The organism is Paenibacillus algorifonticola (assembly GCF_050481745.1).
GTDB lineage: Bacteria > Bacillota > Bacilli > Paenibacillales > Paenibacillaceae > Pristimantibacillus > Pristimantibacillus algorifonticola_A.
On sequence record NZ_JBCNGR010000045.1, the window covers coordinates 21,210 to 42,859 of the forward strand.

The following is a 21,650-nucleotide window of genomic DNA, read 5'->3' on the forward strand; positions in this document are numbered from 1 at the left end:
CATTATTGCGTCACTCCAAATACATTAAGTTCAGCCATACTTGCCCACGGGTTATTGTTTACCTCACTTAAGGCACGCAGTCTAATATATCGACCTGTCTTGGCTGCAAAGCTGACTTCTTTCAAAGTGGTATCATTTGCAAAGGCACCTGAGGCTGCAAAGGTTCCCCAGTTTACCCCATCAGTGCTGACGTAGAACTCATAGTCCTTGATCGTTCCGTTCACTTGGCCATCTTGTCTTGGCAGATAGCTGAATTTGGAGAGGGTATAGGATGCACCCAGATCAATTTGAATCTCGTGCGGCATTGGAGCTACTGGGGACCATTTTGTGTGCCAAAACGTGCTGTTGTTTCCATCAAAGGCTTTCAGGGCTTCATTGTACAATTCATCGCTGTCTACATATTTTAGCGTCCAATTCGTTTGCGGAATCAGATTGGCTGCTCCTACTGTTACTGTCGTATTCATGGCGGAATTACTTGTGCTTGTCGTCGTAATTGTAACTCCCGAATTATTTCCAGTGTAGGTATTACTATTCGGATTGGTGCCTGGACCAAAGGAAGCAGCATGATTATTATTCGTGTAATAGAACGGGTCCTGGTATTCGCTGACGGATTGCTCTATATCAATAAAAGGGTGAGGATCATTTTGGATATTATTCATGGATTCATCAATATGCCAAATCGCGATGCCGCCAGAAACGGTTGGCAAGCTTGCATCATATCCAACTTTTTGGCGATTCTCAACTAGAAAATAGGAATTATCCGCTAAAGGAATTTTTATAACATTATAGTTATTAAGGATGCTATGCAGCGTAACATTGTTTGTTGTATTTACTACAACAGGTGTTACAAACCCTAATTTTACTTTTGACCAGGCATCCATATGAGTGGGTGTAGCTCCATAATCTTCTCCTGGAAGACTAGTCCAGGATCCATTAGCCATTATGCTTAGCTCACCGACATGATTATTAGAACCATAGAGATCTGGAAGACCAAAGGAATGGCCTAGTTCATGAGCAAGGAGACCAATCGTTGCCATATGACCATATTGTATTTCACCTTGCGCCGTATACATACCTGATACTGTAACACCATCGTGATTGGAGTCGGGTGCAAACGACTGATGTGCCCAAACATTTGGTACTGGATCACCACTAGCCTCTTCATTGCCAGCAAGAATCGTTACAATGTAGAAACCATCTTTGGAATCGATGACCTGATCATTATTGGTATCGAAGCTAGCATAATTCACCGCAAGATCAGCTTTAGCCAGTGCATCTGTTATAACTGTTCCCATGCTTTTTCCCGAAATATCCGGATGATCGTAGTTTAGTTTCACCTTTACTACCCCATCATTTTGTGTGCCATATAATTCGGATGCTGGAGTGAGCTGCACTTTTCCATTACTCACTTCATTATAGTAATCTTTAATTGACTTTTGATTTGTTGAAAAGAATTTGTTGCTCCAATCGTTGTCGCTATATGCGATATCAATATTTGTAAACTCAATTAACAAAACTAGTAATTTTTTGGTTCCTGAAATTGAAGTGACAGTTCCGTCAATATTTTGTAGGGATCCCGTAAACTCTTTCGATTCTGAACGTTCAAGAGAAGATGAGGATTCCTTTTGCAGCTCATTTATCAGCTCCTGTTTTTTCTGAGCTTGAGGATTGTAATTGTTTACCCATGTGGTTAAATGGTTCTCATTTACCGCTTTTGCAGGCTTCTGGTCAATTTTATATTTTTCTCCCGTCGATTTCAGGTCGTTTGATGTAAGTTCAGCGTAATTCCAATACCCGTTCGAATCTTGTATAAGCACGTCGCCATCGTTTGTACTTGCCCAATGGAACCATTCATCTCCATGCATCGTAGCTTGAAACGACTCGCCTGACGGTTGCTCCATTTCGACAACCCCATTGAATGCTGGTGCGGCAAAAACGCTCGTATGAATGCACAAAACACAAATCAAAGAAAAAACGGATGTGAACAGGAATTTGAAACTATTTTTCATAAATATTCCTCCTTTAGATTTTCTTTGGAAAATGATAGAATTGTTTTCATTATAAATTCATAAAGATCGCCCCCTCTTCAAAGGTGAGAGGAGTATTCTGTCGATAACCTTACCAAAATCCTCCCTATCACAATATAAGCAAATTTTAACAATGTGTCTAGTTTTTTATATATCTACTAAATTTATGTAATTATCTTAATGTCGGGCAGATGAATAGCGGAATGGGGATTGAAAGGGAGCAATCTCTCCAGCAAACTTCATGCTTTTGGGACAGCTCCTACTCGATTTCGAACGATAGCAGGGTTCCGTTTAGAATTATCAAAGAAAGTCTAAGCGGAAGGATGAATGTACGATTTTTGATATGATGTTAAAAACGGAATATATAAACAGCCGCTCTATGACCCTATAATTGGCTATGAGACTGCAACGAAATAAAGTACCGCTAATTTCCTCGCAGCTCCTTGTACCATCAATATATAGAAATGGGGTAAAACATGGGTCGTTATGTTAAGTTTGCAAAGTTGTTAGCGCTTTCTATTGCGATTGGAGTATTGCCGACTTTAGCCGCATGTTCGAGCAATAATAATCAAGAGCCGTCTGGCAGCCCAGCAAGCACAGCTGAAAGCGCTTCTTCCGGGGCGGGTACTTGGGAACAGAAGTTTGACCCTCCGGTTACGATTACGACTGCCATTGTCGATGATGGCGCTTCGAGGGGCAATGCGTTCAAGCCCGGCGAGTCGATGGAAGACAACATGAATCTTCGCTGGATGAAAGAAAATATGGGCATCAATGTGAAATTCGATTTTATTGTAACGAAACCGGAAGATTACGATACGAAGCTTCGCCTCCTGCTTTCCAGTGGCGCCAAGCTTCCTGATGCTTTCAGAGCCCAGGGGGAGCCGCTTCAAAGCTTGCTTTCAGCTAATAAACTAATGTCTCTGGACGAAGCTATTGAGAAATATGCGCATCCAGGCTATAAGGAACTATTGAAAAATTATGGATACACACTAGGTGAAGTCAAAAAAGACGGCAAAATTTATGGTTTGCCATCCTTCTTCATGGGTGACGAAGGCACCGTGATGTGGATTCGCAAAGACTGGCTTGATAATCTAGGTCTTCAGCCGCCTAAGACGCTGGCCGAGTTCGAAAACGTGCTTAAGCAATTTACGGAGAATGACCCCGATAAAAACGGAAAGAACGATACGATCGGTCTGGCTGTTCCGCTTAAAGAAGGACCGTGGACTTGGATGGGGCAGACGGACGCCATTGTTGCAGCTCTTACCACCCAAATGATCAATACCTCCGATATCCGCAGCTTCTGGAATAAGGGGGAGGACGGCAAGCTGACCTATGGCGCGATTAATCCAGACGCCAAATTGTATTTGCAAACGATGAAGGATTGGATGAGCAAAGGTTATATGGACAAGGAAGCCGGAATCAAGGATCCATCAAAATCCTCCGAATTGGTTGCCAGCGGCAAAGCCGGCATTATGTTCGGTCCGGCCTGGATGGGTGACTGGCCGCTAAGCGATGCGACCAAGAACGATCCAAAAGCCGACTTTGAGCCATATCCGCTTCCAGCCGGTCCGGATGGCTTGGTAGGTCGTGCGGAGAAAATGTTGGTTTCGGGCTTCACCGTATTTAATAAAGACTTCAAGGATATTGAAGTATGGTTTGCTTATTTCAACAAAATGTTTGCAAAGCAATTGGAGCAAGAAGGCGATCCGTTCTTCGATCCGCGTTGGAAAGACGGTTACTATGAAGGATACGATTATGTGAAATACAACGGCAAGCTCATCAAGGGCGATTACGAAGCAGCGGGCGTTCCGGCAGACCAATGGCCGCTTAAAGATGGAAGAAGTATGGATATGAGATTCATGATGACGAATATTCTCGGCTCAAGCGTGACGATCCCTTACTCCAACGAGGCTCCAGTCAAGAAGTTTTTGGCCGACCCTGACGCTGAGCCCCTAAGCTCCAAAGAATTTGACGTTAAACAAATGAAGAAGAAACAAATCGATGGTCAGGGCGTACGGATTAACCAAGGCATCACAGAGGGCAAAAACTATTTTACCGGCCCAATGACGCCGACGATGAAATCAAAAGGCGAATTGCTGAAGAAGCTTGCTACTGAGAGCTACCTCAAAATCATTTACGGCGATCAGCCGATCGAGTATTTCGATGAATTCGTCAAAGAATGGCTGGATAATGGCGGCCAGAAAATTACGGATGAAGTCAACGCGTGGTATGCGGAAAACCAGTAACGCGAGCTGACAACAGGAATGGAGGACGGAGGAGAGGGCAGCATTTGCTGCCGGTCTCCTTTCCGTTTTTCCAATGAAAGGAAGGGTACGAAGTGGCAATGTACTGGAGAAAAACATGGCCGTTCCACATGCTATTGTTGCCGGCCTTACTATTATGCATCGTGTTTCAATATATTCCGTTGTTTGGAGTAGTTATTGCCTTCCAAGATTATCAACCCTGGCTTGGCATCAAAGGGTCGACTTGGGTAGGCCTGGATCATTTCCGGTATCTGTTTACGTATCCGGACGGCAAGCAGGTCATATGGAATACGTTAATTATCGCCGCATTTAAGATGTTCATGAATTTATTCATTCCTATTATTTTTGCTCTGTTGCTCAATGAAGTCAGGAAGATGTTTTTCAAGAGAGTTGTACAGACGCTTGTCTATTTGCCGCACTTTTTGTCATGGGTCATCTTGGGCGGCATTATGCTTGATATTCTATCAACGGAGGGCGGAATCGTTAATCGTGTCCTTCATTCGTTCGGCATAGACAGCATCTTTTTCTTAGGCAACGGCCCGTGGTTCCGATTTACGGTCATCCTTAGCGACGTGTGGAAAGAATTCGGTTTCTCTGCCATTATCTTCTTGGCGACTCTAATTGGCATCAATCCGGCTTTATACGAAGCGGCCGAAATCGACGGGGCTACCCGTTGGCAGCAAGTCAAATCCATATCCATTCCTCTTATTATGCCGATTGTGATCGTGGTAGCGACGCTATCGCTAGGTCGGATTTTGGATGCCGGCTTCGATCAAATTTTGAACTTGTACAATCCGCTCGTGTATTCGCACGGGGATATCATTGATACCTTCGTTTACCGGGAAGGACTGAACAACGGACAGTTCAGCTTCGGAACGGCGGTTGGACTATTCAAATCGTTAATCGGCTTCATCCTGATCGTCATCAGCTACAGATTGGCATATAAACTAGCTAATTACCGGATTTTTTAAAAAATAAAAAATATAAGCTTCACACCTATAAATAGACTTATATTTCATCGCGAAACGGTTGCTTTGCCACCACAAGACGGCTTCAACCGTTTACGCTTGAGGAGGTCGACCATGCACTACCGCTCTAGAGGCTACACCGTATTTACGATACTGAACACCGTCTTTCTCTGCCTGCTGGCGCTCATTTGCATTCTTCCTCTTGTCCATGTGCTTGCGGTATCCTTCAGCTCACGGGCTGCGGCAACAGCGAATATCGTCAATTTTTGGCCAGTCGGCTTTACGACGGATGCCTATGTCCAGACGCTAGCCAACGGCAAATTTCTTAAAGCCATGTGGATTGGCGTAGAGCGGACCGTGTTAGGCACAATCCTTTCAATGGTTGTGGTCACGATGGCTTCTTACAGCTTATCGAAATCCAGCTATAAATTCCCGGGGCGTCAAATTTACATTTGGATTTTCGTATTCACGATGCTGTTCTCGGGTGGTCTGATCCCCTCGTATATATTGGTCAGCAAGCTGCATCTGATCGATACCATTTGGGCGTTGATATTGCCTTCGGCCGTCAGCGTGTGGAATATGATTTTGATGCTAAATTTCTTCCGGACGATTCCGCAGGAGCTGGAAGAGGCTGCCCATATCGATGGAGCCGGTCATTTGAGAGTGCTTTGGAGCGTTTATTTGCCCGTATCGATGCCGTCCATTGCGACATTATCTTTATTTTCAATGGTATCTCATTGGAATTCATGGTTTGACGGCGTCATCTATATGACCAATCCGGATGGGTATCCGCTCGCCACTTATTTGCATTCCATGATTGTTAGTGACAATATGTCGCGGATTGGTGTAACATCGGAAAGTGTAGCAAATTTCTCCAATCGCACAATTAAAACAGCACAAATTTTTATCGGCGCATTGCCGATTTTGCTCGTATATCCATTTTTGCAAAAGTATTTTGTGAAAGGAATTGTGCTGGGCTCGGTGAAGTCCTAGTTTAATCCTGGGTTAAATCTGACCAGCAGAGAAGATGGAATTGAATTGGAGGAGACCTATGTTATACAACAGAAGCGTTATGGGAGGCAGAATGAATATATTCACGAAAGTCATGATCGTGATCATTCTCATGCTCATCCCTGTCGTTATGATGTATAATTCGTCGAATAAGATCAGTACCGGCGTTGTTGAGCAGGAGCTGCTTCAAGTCAACATGAATCGAATCCGTTTTTTTGTGGAGCAGATGGACGTCGAAGCAGATCGTTTATGGCGAGCTGCCTTTGTCGTTGCATCCGATCCGGATGCGCTGCAGCTGCAGCTCCGTTCTTCTTCCGAGCCCTCCTATTCCATGCTGCAATCGAAGACGCTTCTGCTGCAGAAGCTGGATATGCAGTCTACCACTTTCCAATGGGTAAACGATTTCACCGTGTATTCCCCGGTTTCGGACGTAATGGTTTCTACGAATTATTTGCAGCAGCACGATGCGGATTACTTCAGAAATTCGAGCCAGCAGCGCTGGGATTATCGCAGGATCGTTACGGAGCGGGGACCGGAGAACGCATTTGTGCGGGATTTAATAACTCCTTTCGAATCGAACGCCAAGCCAGAAAATCCGAATTTGTATGTTGAAGTCTCATTCTCGTCGGAAAATCTGGTTAAAATGCTGGATCGTTTTAAGCAAGGCAGCGTTGGAGAGCCGTTTCTCTATTGTCCGGGCTTCGAGCCGATTATGCCACGGGAGTCAGAGCCCGGTCTGATCCATGCGATGGCCAAGCAATTTGATAAAATCAAAGCGCAGAATCCGACCGAAGGGTCAGTCAAATTGACTTTTCACAATGAACCGTATCTTGTCAATTATGTGGCGTCAGCCTCGCTCGGATGGTATTTGATTGATTTCCAACCGATGCAAAAAGTGCTGGAGCCCATCGATCATAGCAAGAAAATGTTTTATGCCGCAGGCTTGCTATTGCTGGTTCTTGGTGTTGCCGCCGCCGCGCTTTTGTACCGCAACGTGCAGAAGCCGATCTACGATTTAATTCGGGCGGTGAAGTCGCTCCGGCGGGGCGAATACGGGCATCAGGTCAAGCATATATCGAACAATGAGTTTTATTATTTGATCGAGCAGTTTAACCTGATGTCCCACGATATTCAGACACTAATCGATAAAGTGTACACGGAGCAGCTTCAGGCCAAAGAGTCGTCCCTCAAGCATTTGCAGGCGCAAATCAATCCGCATTTTCTGTATAACAACTTCGCATATATCCAAAGCATGGCTCAGCTTGAACGGACGAAAGCGATTGTCGCCTTCACCCAGCACTTGAGCCAGTATTACCGTTATACGACCAGGACGGAGCAGCAATTGACTTCTTTGGCCGAAGAGATGGAATTGATTCGCAATTATTTGGAAATCCACCGGATGCAGTCCGAGCGCCTGCAATTTCACGAACAGATCGAAGCAGGCATGCTTTCTTTGCTTATGCCCCGATTGCTGTTTCAGCCGCTTGTCGAGAATGCGATCATACATGGAATGGAAGGCAAGAGGGGGAACTTCGAAATCGTCATAACCGGCAAACAGACCGAGGAAGGCTGGGAACTCATCGTAGAAGACAACGGCGTCGGAATGCAGCAAGCTGAATTGAATGCTTTAAGGCACTCCTTGCAGTTGAAATCAAGCGCGGATCACAGCCTTGGGCTAAGGAACGTTCATCAACGTCTAAGGCATTACTTCGGACAATCCTCAGGGCTTCTGATCGAACATTCCTCTTTGGGTGGGCTTCGCGTGGGATTAATGATTAAGAACGGAGGCGATTCCGATATTTGAAGTTCTGATCGTAGACGATATTCCCTCCCAGGTTGACAGCATAGCCGCTACCATTCCTAAGGATGAACTTAGAATCAGGCATATTCATAAAGCCCATACGGGTGAGGAGGCTTTAAAGCTTTATCGGGAACAAAACATTCATATCATCATTACGGATATACGGATGCCAGAGATGAACGGAATTGAGCTCATTCGAGAGATACGTGAAATGGGCCGCAAAGTCAAAATCATCGTGATTTCGGGGTATGCCGATTTCGAATATGCGCAAGGTGTTGTACCGTATAATACGTCTGGCTACTTAATGAAGCCGGTAAATCCCGAACAGCTTCGGGAGATGCTGGGCAAATTATCCGAAGAAATTACCTGCGAGATGAGGCAGCAACAGCAGCAGCAGCGCGACGTATACGCCTTCAGGGAAAATTTGCCTACGCTGCGCAACGAGCTGCTGAATCGGCTGTTGCACGATAACAGCGTCCCTTACGCGGAGCTGGAACGGAAGCTTTTCCTGCTCGATTTGCCTTTCTCCCTGAATAAGGAAGTAGGATTGTTCATCGTCCGGCTGGAGGGCAGGCTGCAAGAATATGAAAGCATGGATAGAGAACTCATCGAATATGCGGTCACCAATATGGCAGAGGAATTGTTTAGGGATGTCTTTCACTTGTGGTTCTGCCGAGATCATAACGAATATCTCGTCTTTGTCGTATCAGCCAAAGGGAAGGCGGATACGAACGGACAGACCCAAGAAACGACGGCAATCGATCGGATTACGATGGACGTCCGGGTGGCTATGCTGAAGAAAAAGGCGGAAGCCCTCTTAAATGGCAGCGTTTCTATCGCGCTGGCCGTAAGCGGAATGTCTTTTCCCGAAGGCGTTCCTGGACTGTATCGATCAGTCATCGATGGCATGAGGCGGGTAGAAGAGGGGAGGCAAGGCCTATTTTTGCGAATCACGGGCATACTCGATCAGGTTCGGATTGGAACGCTGACGTCGCTCTATCGACCTCCACTCCTCATTCATTTGCTCGACACGGGGAACTGGCTGCATGCGGAGGAGAAGTTAATCGAGATATTCGATGAACTGAAAAGCGTCGACTATCCTCCCGAGCATGCCAATGAAGCGTATTTCGCCATTGCTAACGCCTATCAGTACATGGCGCACAAAAAAGGAAAGCTGCTAAGCGAGTTCGGGTCATCCTCCTTTGGTCTCATGCCGGCCGCTCCTTCTCTTAAGCAGTTGGAGAAGTGGGCATTTTTCATATTCCGCTGCCTGAGAGAGCAATTGGAAAATTCATCTGTGAAGCAGGCGGGATTAGTTGACAAAGTCCATAAATTCGTCGAGCAAAACATGAACGACAATTTATCGCTGCAGACGCTTGCGGCGCAAATCGGTCTGCATCCCGCCTACTTGTCGAGAGCATACCGGGCAGAGACGGGAAACAATTTGAGCGAATATATTTTGCGATATCGAATGGAATTGGCGGCGTATTTGCTGCGCAGCAGCGACAAGAAGATTTACGAAATCGCCCGAATCATTGGTTATCAGGCAGTGCCGCATTTCATTAAGCTGTTTAAGGCCTTTTCGAATATGACCCCTCAGGAATATCGCGATCGAACGGGGATATCCTGACTTAGGAATCAGCAGCTTCTATCATCTCCAGGCTGCGAGTTTCATTCCGTTTTGTGTCCTGGGAGAAACGAAAGGAATGGGTATAACGATGGAAAGAAAAATAAGATGGGGTTTATTAGGGTCAGGGAGTATTGTAGACAGATGGATTAGTGGTGCTAAACAGCTGAATGATGTGGAAATTGTCGCTATATCCTCTAGAACAATAGAAAGCGCGCAGAAGATGGCTCTAAAGCACGAAATTCCCTTAGCACTAGAGTATGAGGCTTTGTTAGAAAGAGAAGATATTGATGTTGTCTATATTCCCGTCCCGCATCCCGCACATAAAAAAATGGCAATTATGGCGATGGAGCACGGAAAATCAGTATTGGTAGAAAAGCCGGTATGTGTCAATGCAGGTGAATTAATTGAAGTATTGGCATGTGCCAAGAAAAATAATGTGTTTTTCATGGAGGGCGTGTGGACAAGATTTTTTCCGATGATGAACAAGATAAGGTCATTATTAAATGATGAGGGCATCGGTGAAGTTAGAGCGATGAATATCGCCTTTTCTTTTAGGATGCCGGGCGAATACCGAGATAAACGATGGATGAATCCGGAGCTTGCTGGTGGCGGCCTGCTGGATACGGGAATTTATAATCTTCATTTTGCCGAAGCCGTATTAGGGAAAAACCCCGTTGCACTTACAGGGTTCGCTACTATTGATTCTGATGAATACCATATACAGGTTGACGAGCAAGCAAGCTATATTGCCAAGTATGATAAAGGCGAGCTTGTCGTCATGAGCAGTGGTGTGAGAACGAATATGGTCGATACTGCCATGATCTACGGTACTGGGGGCCATATTGAAGTGCCGTCCTTTTGGAAGCCCACCGTAATCCATGTGATGAAGGATGGCAAGATGACGTCCTATGAAGAAAAAGTGCCTCAAAATGTCGAAGGCATTCAAGATGATGGCTTTCAATTTGAGATTGCGCATGTGAATGAATGTTTAAGGGGAAATCTGAAGCAATCGCCAATGATGACATGGGATCAAAGCCTAGCGATTATGAAGCAATGTGATGAATTGCGACGTCAATGGGGGCTTAAATATCCTTTTGAAGATTAAGGGGCGAGGCGGGTTTGAAGTAAAGGGATGGAGGAATGGACGATGAATTATGAGATAATTGCCAAACAGGAAATGTTATTTCAATTTGATACATTTAGTCATGACTTGGGGATAGAAATAGGTTTATGGCTGTTAAACAAAGCCAGAAGTGATGGAAAGTCTATCGCAGTGGATATATCTAAATGCGGTCAGCAAATATTCCACGCTGCATTAGAGGGGACAACTGTAGACAACGATGAGTGGCTTCGGAAGAAGAAAAATACGGTTTATAGACTCAATCAAAGTACATTGGGCATTCAATTGAAGCTGAAGGAGCAAGGCGTAACACTGGAGCAAGCGCTCCATTTAAGTCCTGCCGACTATGTAGCGGCAGGAGGCGGATTCCCAATCGTCGTAAGGGGAGTTGGTTTTATAGGCGCCATAGCTGTAACGGGTACCTCAGATGTCGATGAGCATGAGCGTATAATAAGTTGTTTAAGTGCCTTATTGGGGGTAAGCCATTATCCGAAATGAATACTCTGACAGGAATGCTGCTTTCAAAATAACAACCGATCATTATGGATGATCGGTTGTTATTTTTTTGTCTAATATTTCTTGCGAAAGTGGAGTGGAGTCATTCCAACACTGCGTTTGAAGCAGGTGGAGAAGTAAGGAGCATATCGAAAGCCGACTTCTTCAGCTATGCGATCGATGGACCATTCCGTCGAGATGAGAAGCTGCTTCGCCCGCTCCATCCGAAATTGCAGCAAGTAATGAACGGGCGTGACACCATATTTCATTTTCATACAACGAACAATGTAGTTAGGGTGAAAATGCAGCTCCAATGCCAGCGTTTCATTGGTGATTTCCTCTTGGTAGTTGCGCTGCAGATAAGCAGCAGTCTTCTCAGCCAGACGTGTTGCCGGTGTGCTAGCCATACCTGAACTTCCGTGTTCCAGCAAAGCGAGCAGTTGGAACAGCAAATGCTGCTTCTCCCAGAAGGCTTCGCCGACCCGCAGCTCCAGAAGCTGACTCAATAGATTAAACGCGATTTGGGGATTAGGCAGCGCAGTTTGCTTAGGTATACGTATTAATTTTGGATGATCGAATGGTGAAGACGGGGCTGTTGCTTCTGGCTGGGCAATCGGGGGAGCTTGACGCCAGAGCTCATGCTCGAAATGAACCCAGTAAAAAGACGTTTCCTGCGTGCAAGGCTTGACCGAATAATGCTCTCCTTCTGGCAGCAGCAATAACGCATCGCCTGCTCCAAGCGACCATTCAATCCCATTTTCGCCAATGTGCAGTACTCCATTAACCACGATCAGCAGATCGAAAAGCCTAAAATGCTTTCGATCCGGATGGCGATCTCCTGCGCGGAAGTTCGAGCGGCCAGCTTCCCAATAATAAGGAAGGGGTGGGGTTTGCAGCGAAACCATGAACTCGTCATTCAAATGAATACCCTCATTATTTTGTGTTATTTTTTATAGAAAAAAGGTCAATCCGTTTCTATTATGACAGTTATAAAAAGCATATACTCGATGTTATAGAGAGTCAAATTTTATAATTTCGAGGTGGATATCTATGCAAAAAAAACAGATTCATATCCAAGATGATTTTTGGAACCCCTATTCCGAGCTCGTTCGCCAAACGGTTATCCCCTATCAGTGGGAAGCGCTGAACGACAGGATAGAAGGTGCCGAGCCGAGCTATGCCATTCGAAATTTTAAAATTGCTGCTGGACTTGCGAAAGGGGAATTTGGCGGCTGGGTCTTTCAAGATAGCGATCTGTACAAATGGCTGGAGGCTGTTGCCTATTCGCTTCGCCGCCACCCCGATCCTGAGCTGGAGCGTATTGCCGATGAGGCCATTGACCTGATTGGTCAAGCGCAACAAAACAACGGCTATTTGAACACCTATTTTACGATCAAAGAACCTGGAAAACAATGGACGAATCTTTACGAAGCCCATGAGCTCTATTGCGCAGGCCATTTAATTGAAGCAGCCGTTGCTTATTACGAAGCGACAGGCAAGCGCAAATTGCTTGACCTGTCTTGCCGTTTCGCTGACCTGATTGCGAGTTTGTTTGGAACCGAACCGGGCCAGATTAGGGCTTATTGCGGGCATCAGGAAATTGAATTGGCCTTGGTGAAGCTGTACGGAGTAACGGGAGAAGAGCGCTACTTGAACCTGAGCCGCTACTTCATTGATGAACGTGGAAGCGAGCCAAACTATTTTATAGAGGAATGGAAACGCGGCGGCAGAACAAATATTTGGTCGCAAGGGATGCCTAATCTGGAAGTATACCAATGCCATCTTCCTGTACGTGAGCAAACGGCTGCGGTCGGCCACTCCGTTCGAGCCGTCTATATGTACACGGCGATGGCTGACCTCGCCCGCTTGACTGAAGACGCGGGGCTGCGCGAAGCTTGCGAGCGACTGTGGTCGAATACAACAAGTAAACAAATGTATATTACCGGGGGAATTGGCTCAACGCATCACGGAGAAGCTTTCACGTTCGACTACGATCTTCCTAACGATTCAGTTTATGCGGAAACCTGCGCCTCTATCGGCTTGATTTTCTGGGCGCGCCGGATGCTGCAGCTTGAAGCCAAAAGCGAGTATGCGGATGTGATGGAGAGAGCGCTGTACAACAATGTGCTTGGCAGCATGTCCAAGGACGGCAAACATTTCTTTTATGTTAATCCGCTAGAGGTGTGGCCTGAAGCAAGCAGCAAAAATCCAGGCAAACATCACGTCAAGCCGGTTCGGCAAAAATGGTTCGGATGCTCCTGCTGTCCCCCTAACGTCGCCCGGCTGCTAGCTTCGCTAAATGATTATATTTACGACGTGTCTGACGATGGCAGGACGGTGTATACCCATTTGTTTATCGGTAGCCAAGCTGCCCTTGAGCTTGATGGCATCAACGTCAACTTGCATCAACGCTCTGAGCTTCCTTGGAACGGTCATATAGAATTGTCGGTTTCGCTCCCAGAGGGCGAAGCAAGTGCTGCGTTTGAAATCGCATTACGCATACCGGATTGGTTTCAAAGCGAGCAGCCGACGTTGAAAGTGAATGGTGAAACGCAGCCCTATCGTATTGAAAATGGCTATGCAAAGGTAGAGCGAAATTGGTTAGATGGCGATACATTGCAGTGGCTTCTACCGATGGAGGCAAAGCTGATTGCTGCCCACCCGTTCATTCGGGCAGATGCTGGTAAAGTAGCCATTCAGCGTGGTCCGCTCGTCTATTGCCTAGAGGAAGCCGATAATAGGGCTCCGATTACCTCGCTTGCATTGGCCGAGGAGCCGAATTTGACGGAGTATGCCGATCAAAATCTTCTTGGAGGCTGCCTTATTGTAGAAGGTGATGGAGTAATGACAGACCCAGCTTCATGGTCAGATGGTAAGCCATACCGCCCTTATACGAAGCAAAGGAAAGCGGTTCGCTTCAAGTCGATTCCTTATTATTTATGGGGCAATCGCCTGCCTGGCGAAATGAGCGTCTGGCTGCAGAGCTGAAATAGCTGAAACAGATGAAAAGATGAAGGTATAATATGCAGGATTAATATCATTTGCGGCATGGATACAAGATAGCGAGAAGGACGGGAGAACGCATCCTGTCCTTCTTTGTATTCGGGTCGGATAAAGTGGAAGTTAAAAATTTAAACATTGACTTTCGTTAAAATGGTAGCTAATATAGCTATTGTACCTAATTATGATAATCATTATCAACATAGTGATAAACATTATCGCAGTAGAATAGCTTTGATTTTTGGAATAATAGGGGGATTAACAAAATGAACAAAAGGCTAATGGGTTTAATTATGGTTATCGTTGTTATGCTGGTTGCAGCGGGCTGTGGATCTAACACTACGAATAATTCGGCAGCAGAAGCAACCGCAACTGACAATGCAGCAGCTGCAAATTCAAACGGGGAGTCCGCTGCCGCTGGACCTATTGTATTAAAGGATGCTAAAGGCGAGGTTAAGCTGGACAAGCCAGCACAAAAGGTTGTCGTACTAGAGTGGACGTTTACGGAGGACGTGATTGCGCTTGGCGTGCAGCCAGTTGGTAATGCCGATAACGCACAATATAAGCTGTATGTGACATCAGAAGCGCCACTGGATGAAAACGTGACGGATGTTGGTATGCGTGACGCACCGAATCTAGAGACCATTGCGGCTTTGAAGCCCGATTTGATTATAGCGAATACGGATAGCCACGAAGCGATTTATGATCAATTGAAAGGCATTGCGCCAACGTTGATTTTTAGTCTATACCCGCTTGAAGGGGACACCAATCAATATGACCAGATGGAAGAAGTGTTCAAAACGATTGCAGCTGCTGTTGGCAAAACAGAGGAAGGTACTAAAGTGCTAGCTGACCTGGATGCGCATTATGCAGCTGCAAAGGCGAAGCTGGAGGAAGCAGGTAAGGGTGGCTTTAATTACGTGCTGACACAAGCGTACAGCTACCAAAATGCAGCGACGCTGCGTCTTTTTACTGACAACTCGCTTGCTGTACAAACGCTGGATCGGATTGGCCTGAAAAACGATTGGAAATCGGAAAACTTTGAGGTTTACGGTTTTAGTACTTCGACGGTTGAAGCGCTGCCTGCGGTTCAGGATACGAATCTACTCTACATCGTTCAAAAGGATGATAACATTTTTTCAAAAGAACTAAAGGATAACTCGGTTTGGAACGGTCTTGCCTTTGTTAAGGAAAATCGTTTCTTCGGATTAGATAGCGCGACCTGGGTGTTCGGCGGTCCAATCTCCTCGAAAGTGATCGTTGATGAAGTTGTAAATACATTAACGAAATGAGTGCCACGATGAACGAAAATCATAAAAATGAAGCTACTATCGGAATGACCTGGCGGGTAATTGGAATATTTGGGGGCGGCGTTGCCGCCCTTTTCGTATTATCCATTTTAAGTCTCTGCTTCGGGGAAGCTAAAATCCCGGCCGCCACCGTGTTAGAAGGCTTGCTCGGCCGCCAAGATATAATGGAGCATAATCTGCTTTGGGATATCCGCATGCCGCGCACGGTTATTGGCATTTTGGCTGGTGCTGCGCTCGCTGCGGCCGGTGCTTTACTGCAAACGATAACGAAAAATCCGCTCGCTGCTTCTGATACATTAGGTATCAATGCGGGGGCTTACTTTATGGTTGTGCTTGGCGTGGTCGCTTTTCCTGCCCTGCAGCAGCAGTTCCCATTTTTACTGGCGGCGGCTGGGGGATTGCTGGCGGCAATCATAGCCTATTTTCTAAGCGGAGGCCGGAAGGCGACACCGATCAGACTCGCCTTATCAGGCATGATCGTATCCATGGTGCTTGGGGCGTTTACAACGGCTCTACATATTTTTAAGCAGACGGAAACGCAAAATTTATTTTTATGGGGCTCGGGTTCCCTGATTCAGCTGAACTGGAGCGGCGTCCAGTATGCATGGCCATTCGTTATTGCTTTGCTTGCAATCGCGATGCTCGCAGGAAGGCAGTTTGATGCCTTGGAGCTCGATGAGTCTACTGCTCGTTCGCTTGGACAGCGTGTAGGATTAACACGGGCAATGGGGCTTGGCCTTTCGGTACTGCTGGCTGCGATTGTAGTCAGTGTAGTTGGTCCAATTGGCTTTGTCGGCTTGGTCGCCCCTCATCTTGTCCGCCTTAGCGGTATTCGCAAGCATCGCCTGCTTATTCCCGCCAGCGCATTGTGGGGAGCGCTGCTCATTACGGCGGCGGATTTGCTTGCCCGTATGGTGCGGAGCAATTTAGGGGAAATGCCGGTTGGCGCGGTCATGGCGATTATTGGAGCGCCTTGGCTCATTTGGCTCGTACTGACCAAGATGAAAAATATATCCGGTTCAGGCTCTGGGCAGTCATCTATGAACATCGGCGGGGTAGCACTGCGTATGCGCTTCGCTCCGACTGCGATATCCATGACCGTGCTGCTCATCGTTATCATCCTCGTAAGCTTGTCGCTTGGAGGAACGAGAATTCCGATCGCCGATTTGCTGGGCAGCCTCGTCGGTGGAGGAGAATCATCCTATTCGGTGCTGCTGAAATTAAGGCTCCCGCGTACACTCGTTGCGGCTGGGGGTGGAATTGCGCTTGCCATTAGCGGTGTCTTAATTCAAAGCGCCGTCCGAAATCCGTTGGCTGATGCCTCGATTATTGGCGTAACGTCGGGGGCGGGGTTTGGCGCGCTAATCGTTTTGGTTGCGCTGCCGAATTTAACCATGTTCGCTCTCCCGATTGCGGCAATTGCAGGAGGGGTTCTTGCCGCAGCCTTTGTATTTTTCTTGGCATGGCGCAAATCTTTAAATCCGTCTGTTCTTATTTTGCTTGGCATCGCGGTATCGGCCATCGGTTCTGCGGGCATACAGGCGATGATTGTCAAGGCGAGCCTTTGGAACAGTACAGCCCTAATATGGTTAACGGGCACGACCTATGGGAGAGGCTGGAATCAATTTTATAGCATTCTACTGTTTCTGCTTATCCTTTTACCGATTGCCTACTATTTGGGCCGGAAATTCGATTTGCTGGCGTTTGGCGACGAAAGCTCGATAGGACTAGGTCTGCCGGTTCGAGGAACGCGGCTCTGGGCGATGGTTATTGGCGTTTTGCTAGCAGCTGGAGCTGTTGCGAGCGTAGGTACGATAGGCTTTCTCGGGCTTATGGCACCGCATGTCGTGCGCATGATGATTGGGCATCACACGAGGCGCTCGATTATTTTGTCAGGACTGCTTGGCGGCTTGCTGCTCGTCATTGCCGATACACTCGGTAGAACGATCATGGCACCAAAAGAAATTCCATCAGGCCTAATTATTATGCTGATAGGCAGTCCATATTTCCTGTTCCTCATGTACCGCTCGGTGGTTAGGAAGTTCTAGGAGCGTTAGAGCAAGGAGTGAAGATCGGGTGGAAGTCACGAACGACAAGATAAACGTCGACGAGCAGCTTTACTGGTTCACGCATAGTGCCATTAAAGTGATGGATGTTCGGCATATTAAAATGAAGCTAGGGGAAGCGCTTAGTTCCTACCGGCTGCCGTCCAATGCGTTTTTGTTTGGGCTAAGAGGCAGTGCGGCGGTTGCTTTGGACAATCGGGAATATGCATTCAAAAAATTTCAAATATTGCATGGCGGGAAAGGCTTTTATTTGGATATTCGCCAGGTGGAAGAGCCTTTTGAATATTATCTCCTCCTCTATAAAACGGTTCAGCCTTTTCTGAATATGCCGGACAAACAGCGGCTGCTGGAGAAAAATCCTTTTCGCATGCAATACGGTGTTACGCCAGCTTTCCCAATATCCCTTTATGAGAAGCTGAAGCAGCTGGACGAGGAGTTTCACAAGGACGGCAAGCTTGCCGGGCTGCATGTGAAAACGTTGTTTTACCATTTTATATACGAATTGCTGCGGCAGCTTGAGGAGCAGGAGGTTTCCGTAATAAAAGCGGATCTGGTCGCCCAGGCGATCAGGTATATCCATGAGCATTATGCCGAAGTCATTACACTGGAGCGGCTGGCGAATGTGCTGGATTGCACGCCAAGGCATTTAACACGCCTATTCAAAAATCAAATCCAACATAGTCCGATTGATTATCTCATCCAGCTTCGTATCGAGAAGGCGAAAGTGCTGCTGACGAGCACGGAGGGGACTTTACAGGAAATAGCCGCAGGTGTCGGATATCCAGACGTCTATTTTTTCAGTCGTATTTTTAAAAAGCATACGGGCATTTCGCCGATCCATTATAAAACGGAAGCGAGCGCCCCGCGAAAACGTCCATATAATCCATTATTGATGTCCCGATACCCTATTGTGTCGAGAAGGCGCAGCGGGCATACTGTTATTGGTGATAATCATTATCAAAACAGAGGCGAAGGGGTATTAAGAATGAACAGAGGTTCCAAACAATCAATGGCCATTATAATGCTGCTTGCGATGACTCTATTGGTCAGTGCATGTGGAAGTTCGGCAAATTCTCCAGCGACCAATGGGACTGCGCCAGCCGCAAGCAGCCATTCAGCGGAACAGACAGCGAGTGAGCGGATACTGAAGGACGGTTTGGGCAATGAAGTTAAGGTTCCGGCTAATCCTAAACGGGTTATAGCCTCTTATTTGGAAGATCATTTGGTGGCGCTAGGCGTCATTCCAGTTGCTCAGTGGTCAGTAAGCGAGGGGAAGGTGCAAAATTATTTGCAGAAGGAGCTGGCGAATATCCCTGCTATTCCCTCCGAGCTTCCCTATGAAGTCGTAATGAGCTACCAGCCTGATCTTATTATTATCGACAATGCGGAAATGGTGATGGGGGACAAGTATGCGCAATATGCTAAAATTGCCCCAACCTATACAGTAGGCAGCGATGTCAACAATGATTGGCGGCAGGAGCTGCTCACGATAGGAGAAGTGCTGAATAAGAGTGAGGAAGCGAAGCAGGTGCTGGCTGATTATGAAGCGAAAGCAACGGATGCCAAGAATAAGCTGCACCAAGCAATCGGTGACAAGTCGGCTGCGGTTCTCTGGGTTACGGCTAAAAATGTCTACGTCGTCAACCAAAACTTATCCAGTGGCGATTTGCTTTATCGGGATCTGGGCTTGACGGTTCCGAACGTAGTTGCGGAAATATCCTCTACGGCGAAGGCGAATTGGAGTGCAATTTCCAAGGAAAAGCTGGCCGAGCTGGACGCCGATTACCTGTTCATTGTGAATAGCAGGGAGGCGACGAAAGAGGAAATTTTGAGCGATCCAATCTGGCAGGGCATTCCTGCGGTGAAAAATAACAATGTCTACGCGTATGACAACAATGCCAGCTGGCTGTACACAGGAACGATTGCCAACTCGCAAATGATTGATGATGTGCTTGAAAGTATTGTGAAATAAATAAACAAATAAATCCAACCCGTAAAGTGGACTCTCCAAGAGTTTCCACTTTACGGGTTATTTTCTTTTAAGGCTAAAATAAGTGCAGGAATAGTGATTTTATTGCCATATCAAAATTCCCTCCCGTATTGTAGAATGATGCACATAAGCGCTGCATGACACGAAAGGGGACGACAGATGAAGAGCTTCAAGCTGAGCAAGCTGTATATACCATTTACGTATAAAATGATGATTCCCTATATGGCGCTAGTGCTGCTGACGGATGTGCTAGTCGGCTATATATCGTATACGATGCTCGTGCAGTCACGAACGGAGATGGCGGAGACGAATATTCGCACCGCGCTTGAGCAGACGCGCAATAATATTGAATACCAAATGGATGAAATTGAGCGTATATCGAGCACGCTTTTCAGCAGCTTAACGTTTCAGAATGCGCTGCAAAACACAGGCGAACCGCTGGAAATAATGCTGAAAATGAAGGATGACATTATCCCGCAGATGAGGGCGCCGCTCCAGCTGTATGGGAACAATATCAGGCTTGCCGTCTACACCGTAGACGAGAAAATGTACGAGGTGCCGGGCGATGATATGGACAAGCCGATACAGCGCAGAGACTATTATGTGCTCTCGGTGCGTCAGATCGAGCATACGGACTGGTTCAAGTCACTTCAAGCATCCAATCAGGATAATCTTTGGATACAGTTGGGTTCCGACCGCAAGCTGGAAAACGTTTCGCATTTTCGCAAGCTGGTGTCCTCCAGCGGGATGGCTCCCATTATCGGCTATGTGCGCGTGACGGCACGCTTCGATGAGCTGCTTGGCAACTTCGATACGTTCCCGATCGATCAAGGCATCAGCTTGCGGCTGCTAAACACCCAATCAGGCGAGGTCATGTATACGCGCGGCATAACAAGCGATCATTCTGATTCGGCCTCCTACCTGAGTGTGAAAGAGGACATACCCGGAACGCCATTCGTGATTGAAACGATTGTGCCGCATGCCTATTTAAACAAGGATGCCAGCCGTATGCAAAAGGTTATTTTCGCCGTGTGCTTAATCAGCTTTCTGGTCATGGTGTTTATTGGCTACATCGTTGCCCGGCTTTCCGGCAAAAAGATGAAGCGAATCGTCACCTTGGTCCGCTCCTTCCAAGAGGGGAATTTTCATAAGCGGATCGGTTTTACCGGCAATGACGAGTTTGTCCACATCGCCAATTCCTTTAATCAGATGGCAACGAGCATCCAAGAGCTGATTAAAAATGTCTACGTGCAGGGCATTCAGAAAAAGCAGGCGGAGCTGGACGTGCTGCAAGCGCAGATCAGCCCTCATTTTTTGTATAACACGCTCTCGACGATTGGCAGTCTGGCTAATTTGGGCGAGACGGACAAGGTGACGGCGATGGTTCAGGGGCTGTCGAAGTTTTACCGTTTAACGCTGAATGGCGGCAATGTCTACATTACGCTGGAGAAGGAGCTTGAGCAGGTAAAGACGTATTTGGACATTCAGCGGGTAAAATATGCGGACACGTTCGAGGTTTATTACGATATTGAGCCGGATATTTTGCAAACGCCCATTATTAAGCTTATTTTACAGCCCTTTGTTGAAAATATTTTTAAGCATGCCTGGTTTGGCAAAACGATTGCCATTCGCATAACGGGCAGGCAGCTGGGCGACCGCATTGAGCTGAAAATTATTGATACCGGCATCGGGATGCGGCCGGATACGCTGAGGAAAATGCTCTCGAATACGTCCCTGCCTATGACTGCTCCTGCGGGACAAACGGATAAAGTGGAAGACGCCAAATCGGATAAATATGGTCTGAAAAACGTTGAAGAGCGAATCAAGCTGCGTTACGGCACGGATTTTGGCATTCGGATTGGCAGCCATTATGGCGCGGGCACAACGGTGCAAATTATTCTTCCGGTCGAAAATGCCGAGATGCGGGAGGATGCAGAAGGAATTTGGCTATAGGCAGCTTAGAGGGGA

Annotated in this window: 14 protein-coding genes; 12 read left to right on the plus strand and 2 right to left on the minus strand. The window is 46.8% G+C overall.

Annotated features, from left to right (window positions below):
- Positions 1 to 2: 2 nt before the first annotated feature.
- Positions 3 to 2,009 (minus strand): M6 family metalloprotease domain-containing protein, encoded by a 2,007-nt coding sequence (locus tag ABEW34_RS28935; protein ID WP_430164353.1) that lies wholly within the window; start codon positions 2,007 to 2,009, stop codon positions 3 to 5.
- 494 nt (positions 2,010 to 2,503) lie between these two features.
- Here ABEW34_RS28935 and ABEW34_RS28940 point away from each other — a divergent pair, with 494 nt between their 5' ends.
- From ABEW34_RS28940 to ABEW34_RS28970, 7 genes are all read left to right on the plus strand, one after another.
- Positions 2,504 to 4,273, plus strand: a complete 1,770-nt coding sequence (locus ABEW34_RS28940) for an extracellular solute-binding protein (protein WP_430164356.1) — start codon at positions 2,504 to 2,506, stop codon at positions 4,271 to 4,273.
- Between the two features lie 98 nt (positions 4,274 to 4,371).
- Positions 4,372 to 5,262 (plus strand): ABC transporter permease, encoded by an 891-nt coding sequence (locus ABEW34_RS28945; protein ID WP_430164598.1) that lies wholly within the window; start codon positions 4,372 to 4,374, stop codon positions 5,260 to 5,262.
- A 111-nt stretch (positions 5,263 to 5,373) separates the two neighbouring features.
- Positions 5,374 to 6,252, plus strand: coding sequence for a carbohydrate ABC transporter permease (locus ABEW34_RS28950; protein ID WP_430164359.1), 879 nt, complete (start codon positions 5,374 to 5,376; stop codon positions 6,250 to 6,252).
- A gap of 91 nt (positions 6,253 to 6,343) precedes the next feature.
- Entirely contained in the window at positions 6,344 to 8,074 is a 1,731-nt protein-coding gene (locus ABEW34_RS28955; protein WP_430164362.1) for a sensor histidine kinase, read from the plus strand.
- A gap of 7 nt (positions 8,075 to 8,081) precedes the next feature.
- The gene (locus ABEW34_RS28960) at positions 8,082 to 9,701 is read left to right on the plus strand and encodes a response regulator transcription factor (RefSeq protein WP_430164601.1); all 1,620 of its coding nucleotides are present in this window, start codon (positions 8,082 to 8,084) and stop codon (positions 9,699 to 9,701) included.
- A gap of 76 nt (positions 9,702 to 9,777) precedes the next feature.
- Positions 9,778 to 10,806, plus strand: a complete 1,029-nt coding sequence (locus tag ABEW34_RS28965) for a Gfo/Idh/MocA family protein (RefSeq protein WP_430164365.1) — start codon at positions 9,778 to 9,780, stop codon at positions 10,804 to 10,806.
- 42 nt (positions 10,807 to 10,848) lie between these two features.
- Positions 10,849 to 11,319 carry a heme-degrading domain-containing protein gene (locus ABEW34_RS28970; RefSeq protein ID WP_430164368.1) on the plus strand — a complete coding sequence of 157 codons (471 nt, stop codon included), beginning with the start codon at positions 10,849 to 10,851 and terminating at the stop codon, positions 11,317 to 11,319.
- Positions 11,320 to 11,390: 71 nt separating this feature from the next.
- On the opposite strand, the gene ABEW34_RS28975 is transcribed toward ABEW34_RS28970, so the two are convergent.
- A complete protein-coding gene (locus ABEW34_RS28975; RefSeq protein ID WP_430164371.1) occupies positions 11,391 to 12,236 on the minus strand; it encodes a helix-turn-helix transcriptional regulator in 846 nt (281 codons plus the stop codon).
- 130 nt (positions 12,237 to 12,366) lie between these two features.
- On the opposite strand from ABEW34_RS28975, the gene ABEW34_RS28980 reads away from it, so the two are divergent.
- The 5 genes from ABEW34_RS28980 (at position 12,367) to ABEW34_RS29000 (ending at position 21,635) form a co-directional block, all read left to right on the plus strand.
- Entirely contained in the window at positions 12,367 to 14,304 is a 1,938-nt protein-coding gene (locus tag ABEW34_RS28980) for a glycoside hydrolase family 127 protein (protein WP_430164374.1), read from the plus strand.
- A gap of 278 nt (positions 14,305 to 14,582) precedes the next feature.
- Entirely contained in the window at positions 14,583 to 15,608 is a 1,026-nt protein-coding gene (locus tag ABEW34_RS28985; RefSeq protein WP_430164377.1) for an ABC transporter substrate-binding protein, read from the plus strand.
- Between the two features lie 8 nt (positions 15,609 to 15,616).
- Positions 15,617 to 17,674: an iron ABC transporter permease gene (locus ABEW34_RS28990; RefSeq protein ID WP_430164380.1), complete on the plus strand. Its 2,058-nt coding sequence runs from the start codon at positions 15,617 to 15,619 to the stop codon at positions 17,672 to 17,674.
- Between the two features lie 28 nt (positions 17,675 to 17,702).
- Positions 17,703 to 19,664: an ABC transporter substrate-binding protein gene (locus ABEW34_RS28995; RefSeq protein ID WP_430164382.1), complete on the plus strand. Its 1,962-nt coding sequence runs from the start codon at positions 17,703 to 17,705 to the stop codon at positions 19,662 to 19,664.
- Between the two features lie 177 nt (positions 19,665 to 19,841).
- Positions 19,842 to 21,635 carry a sensor histidine kinase gene (locus tag ABEW34_RS29000; protein ID WP_430164385.1) on the plus strand — a complete coding sequence of 598 codons (1,794 nt, stop codon included), beginning with the start codon at positions 19,842 to 19,844 and terminating at the stop codon, positions 21,633 to 21,635.
- The last annotated feature ends 15 nt before the right edge of the window (positions 21,636 to 21,650 follow it).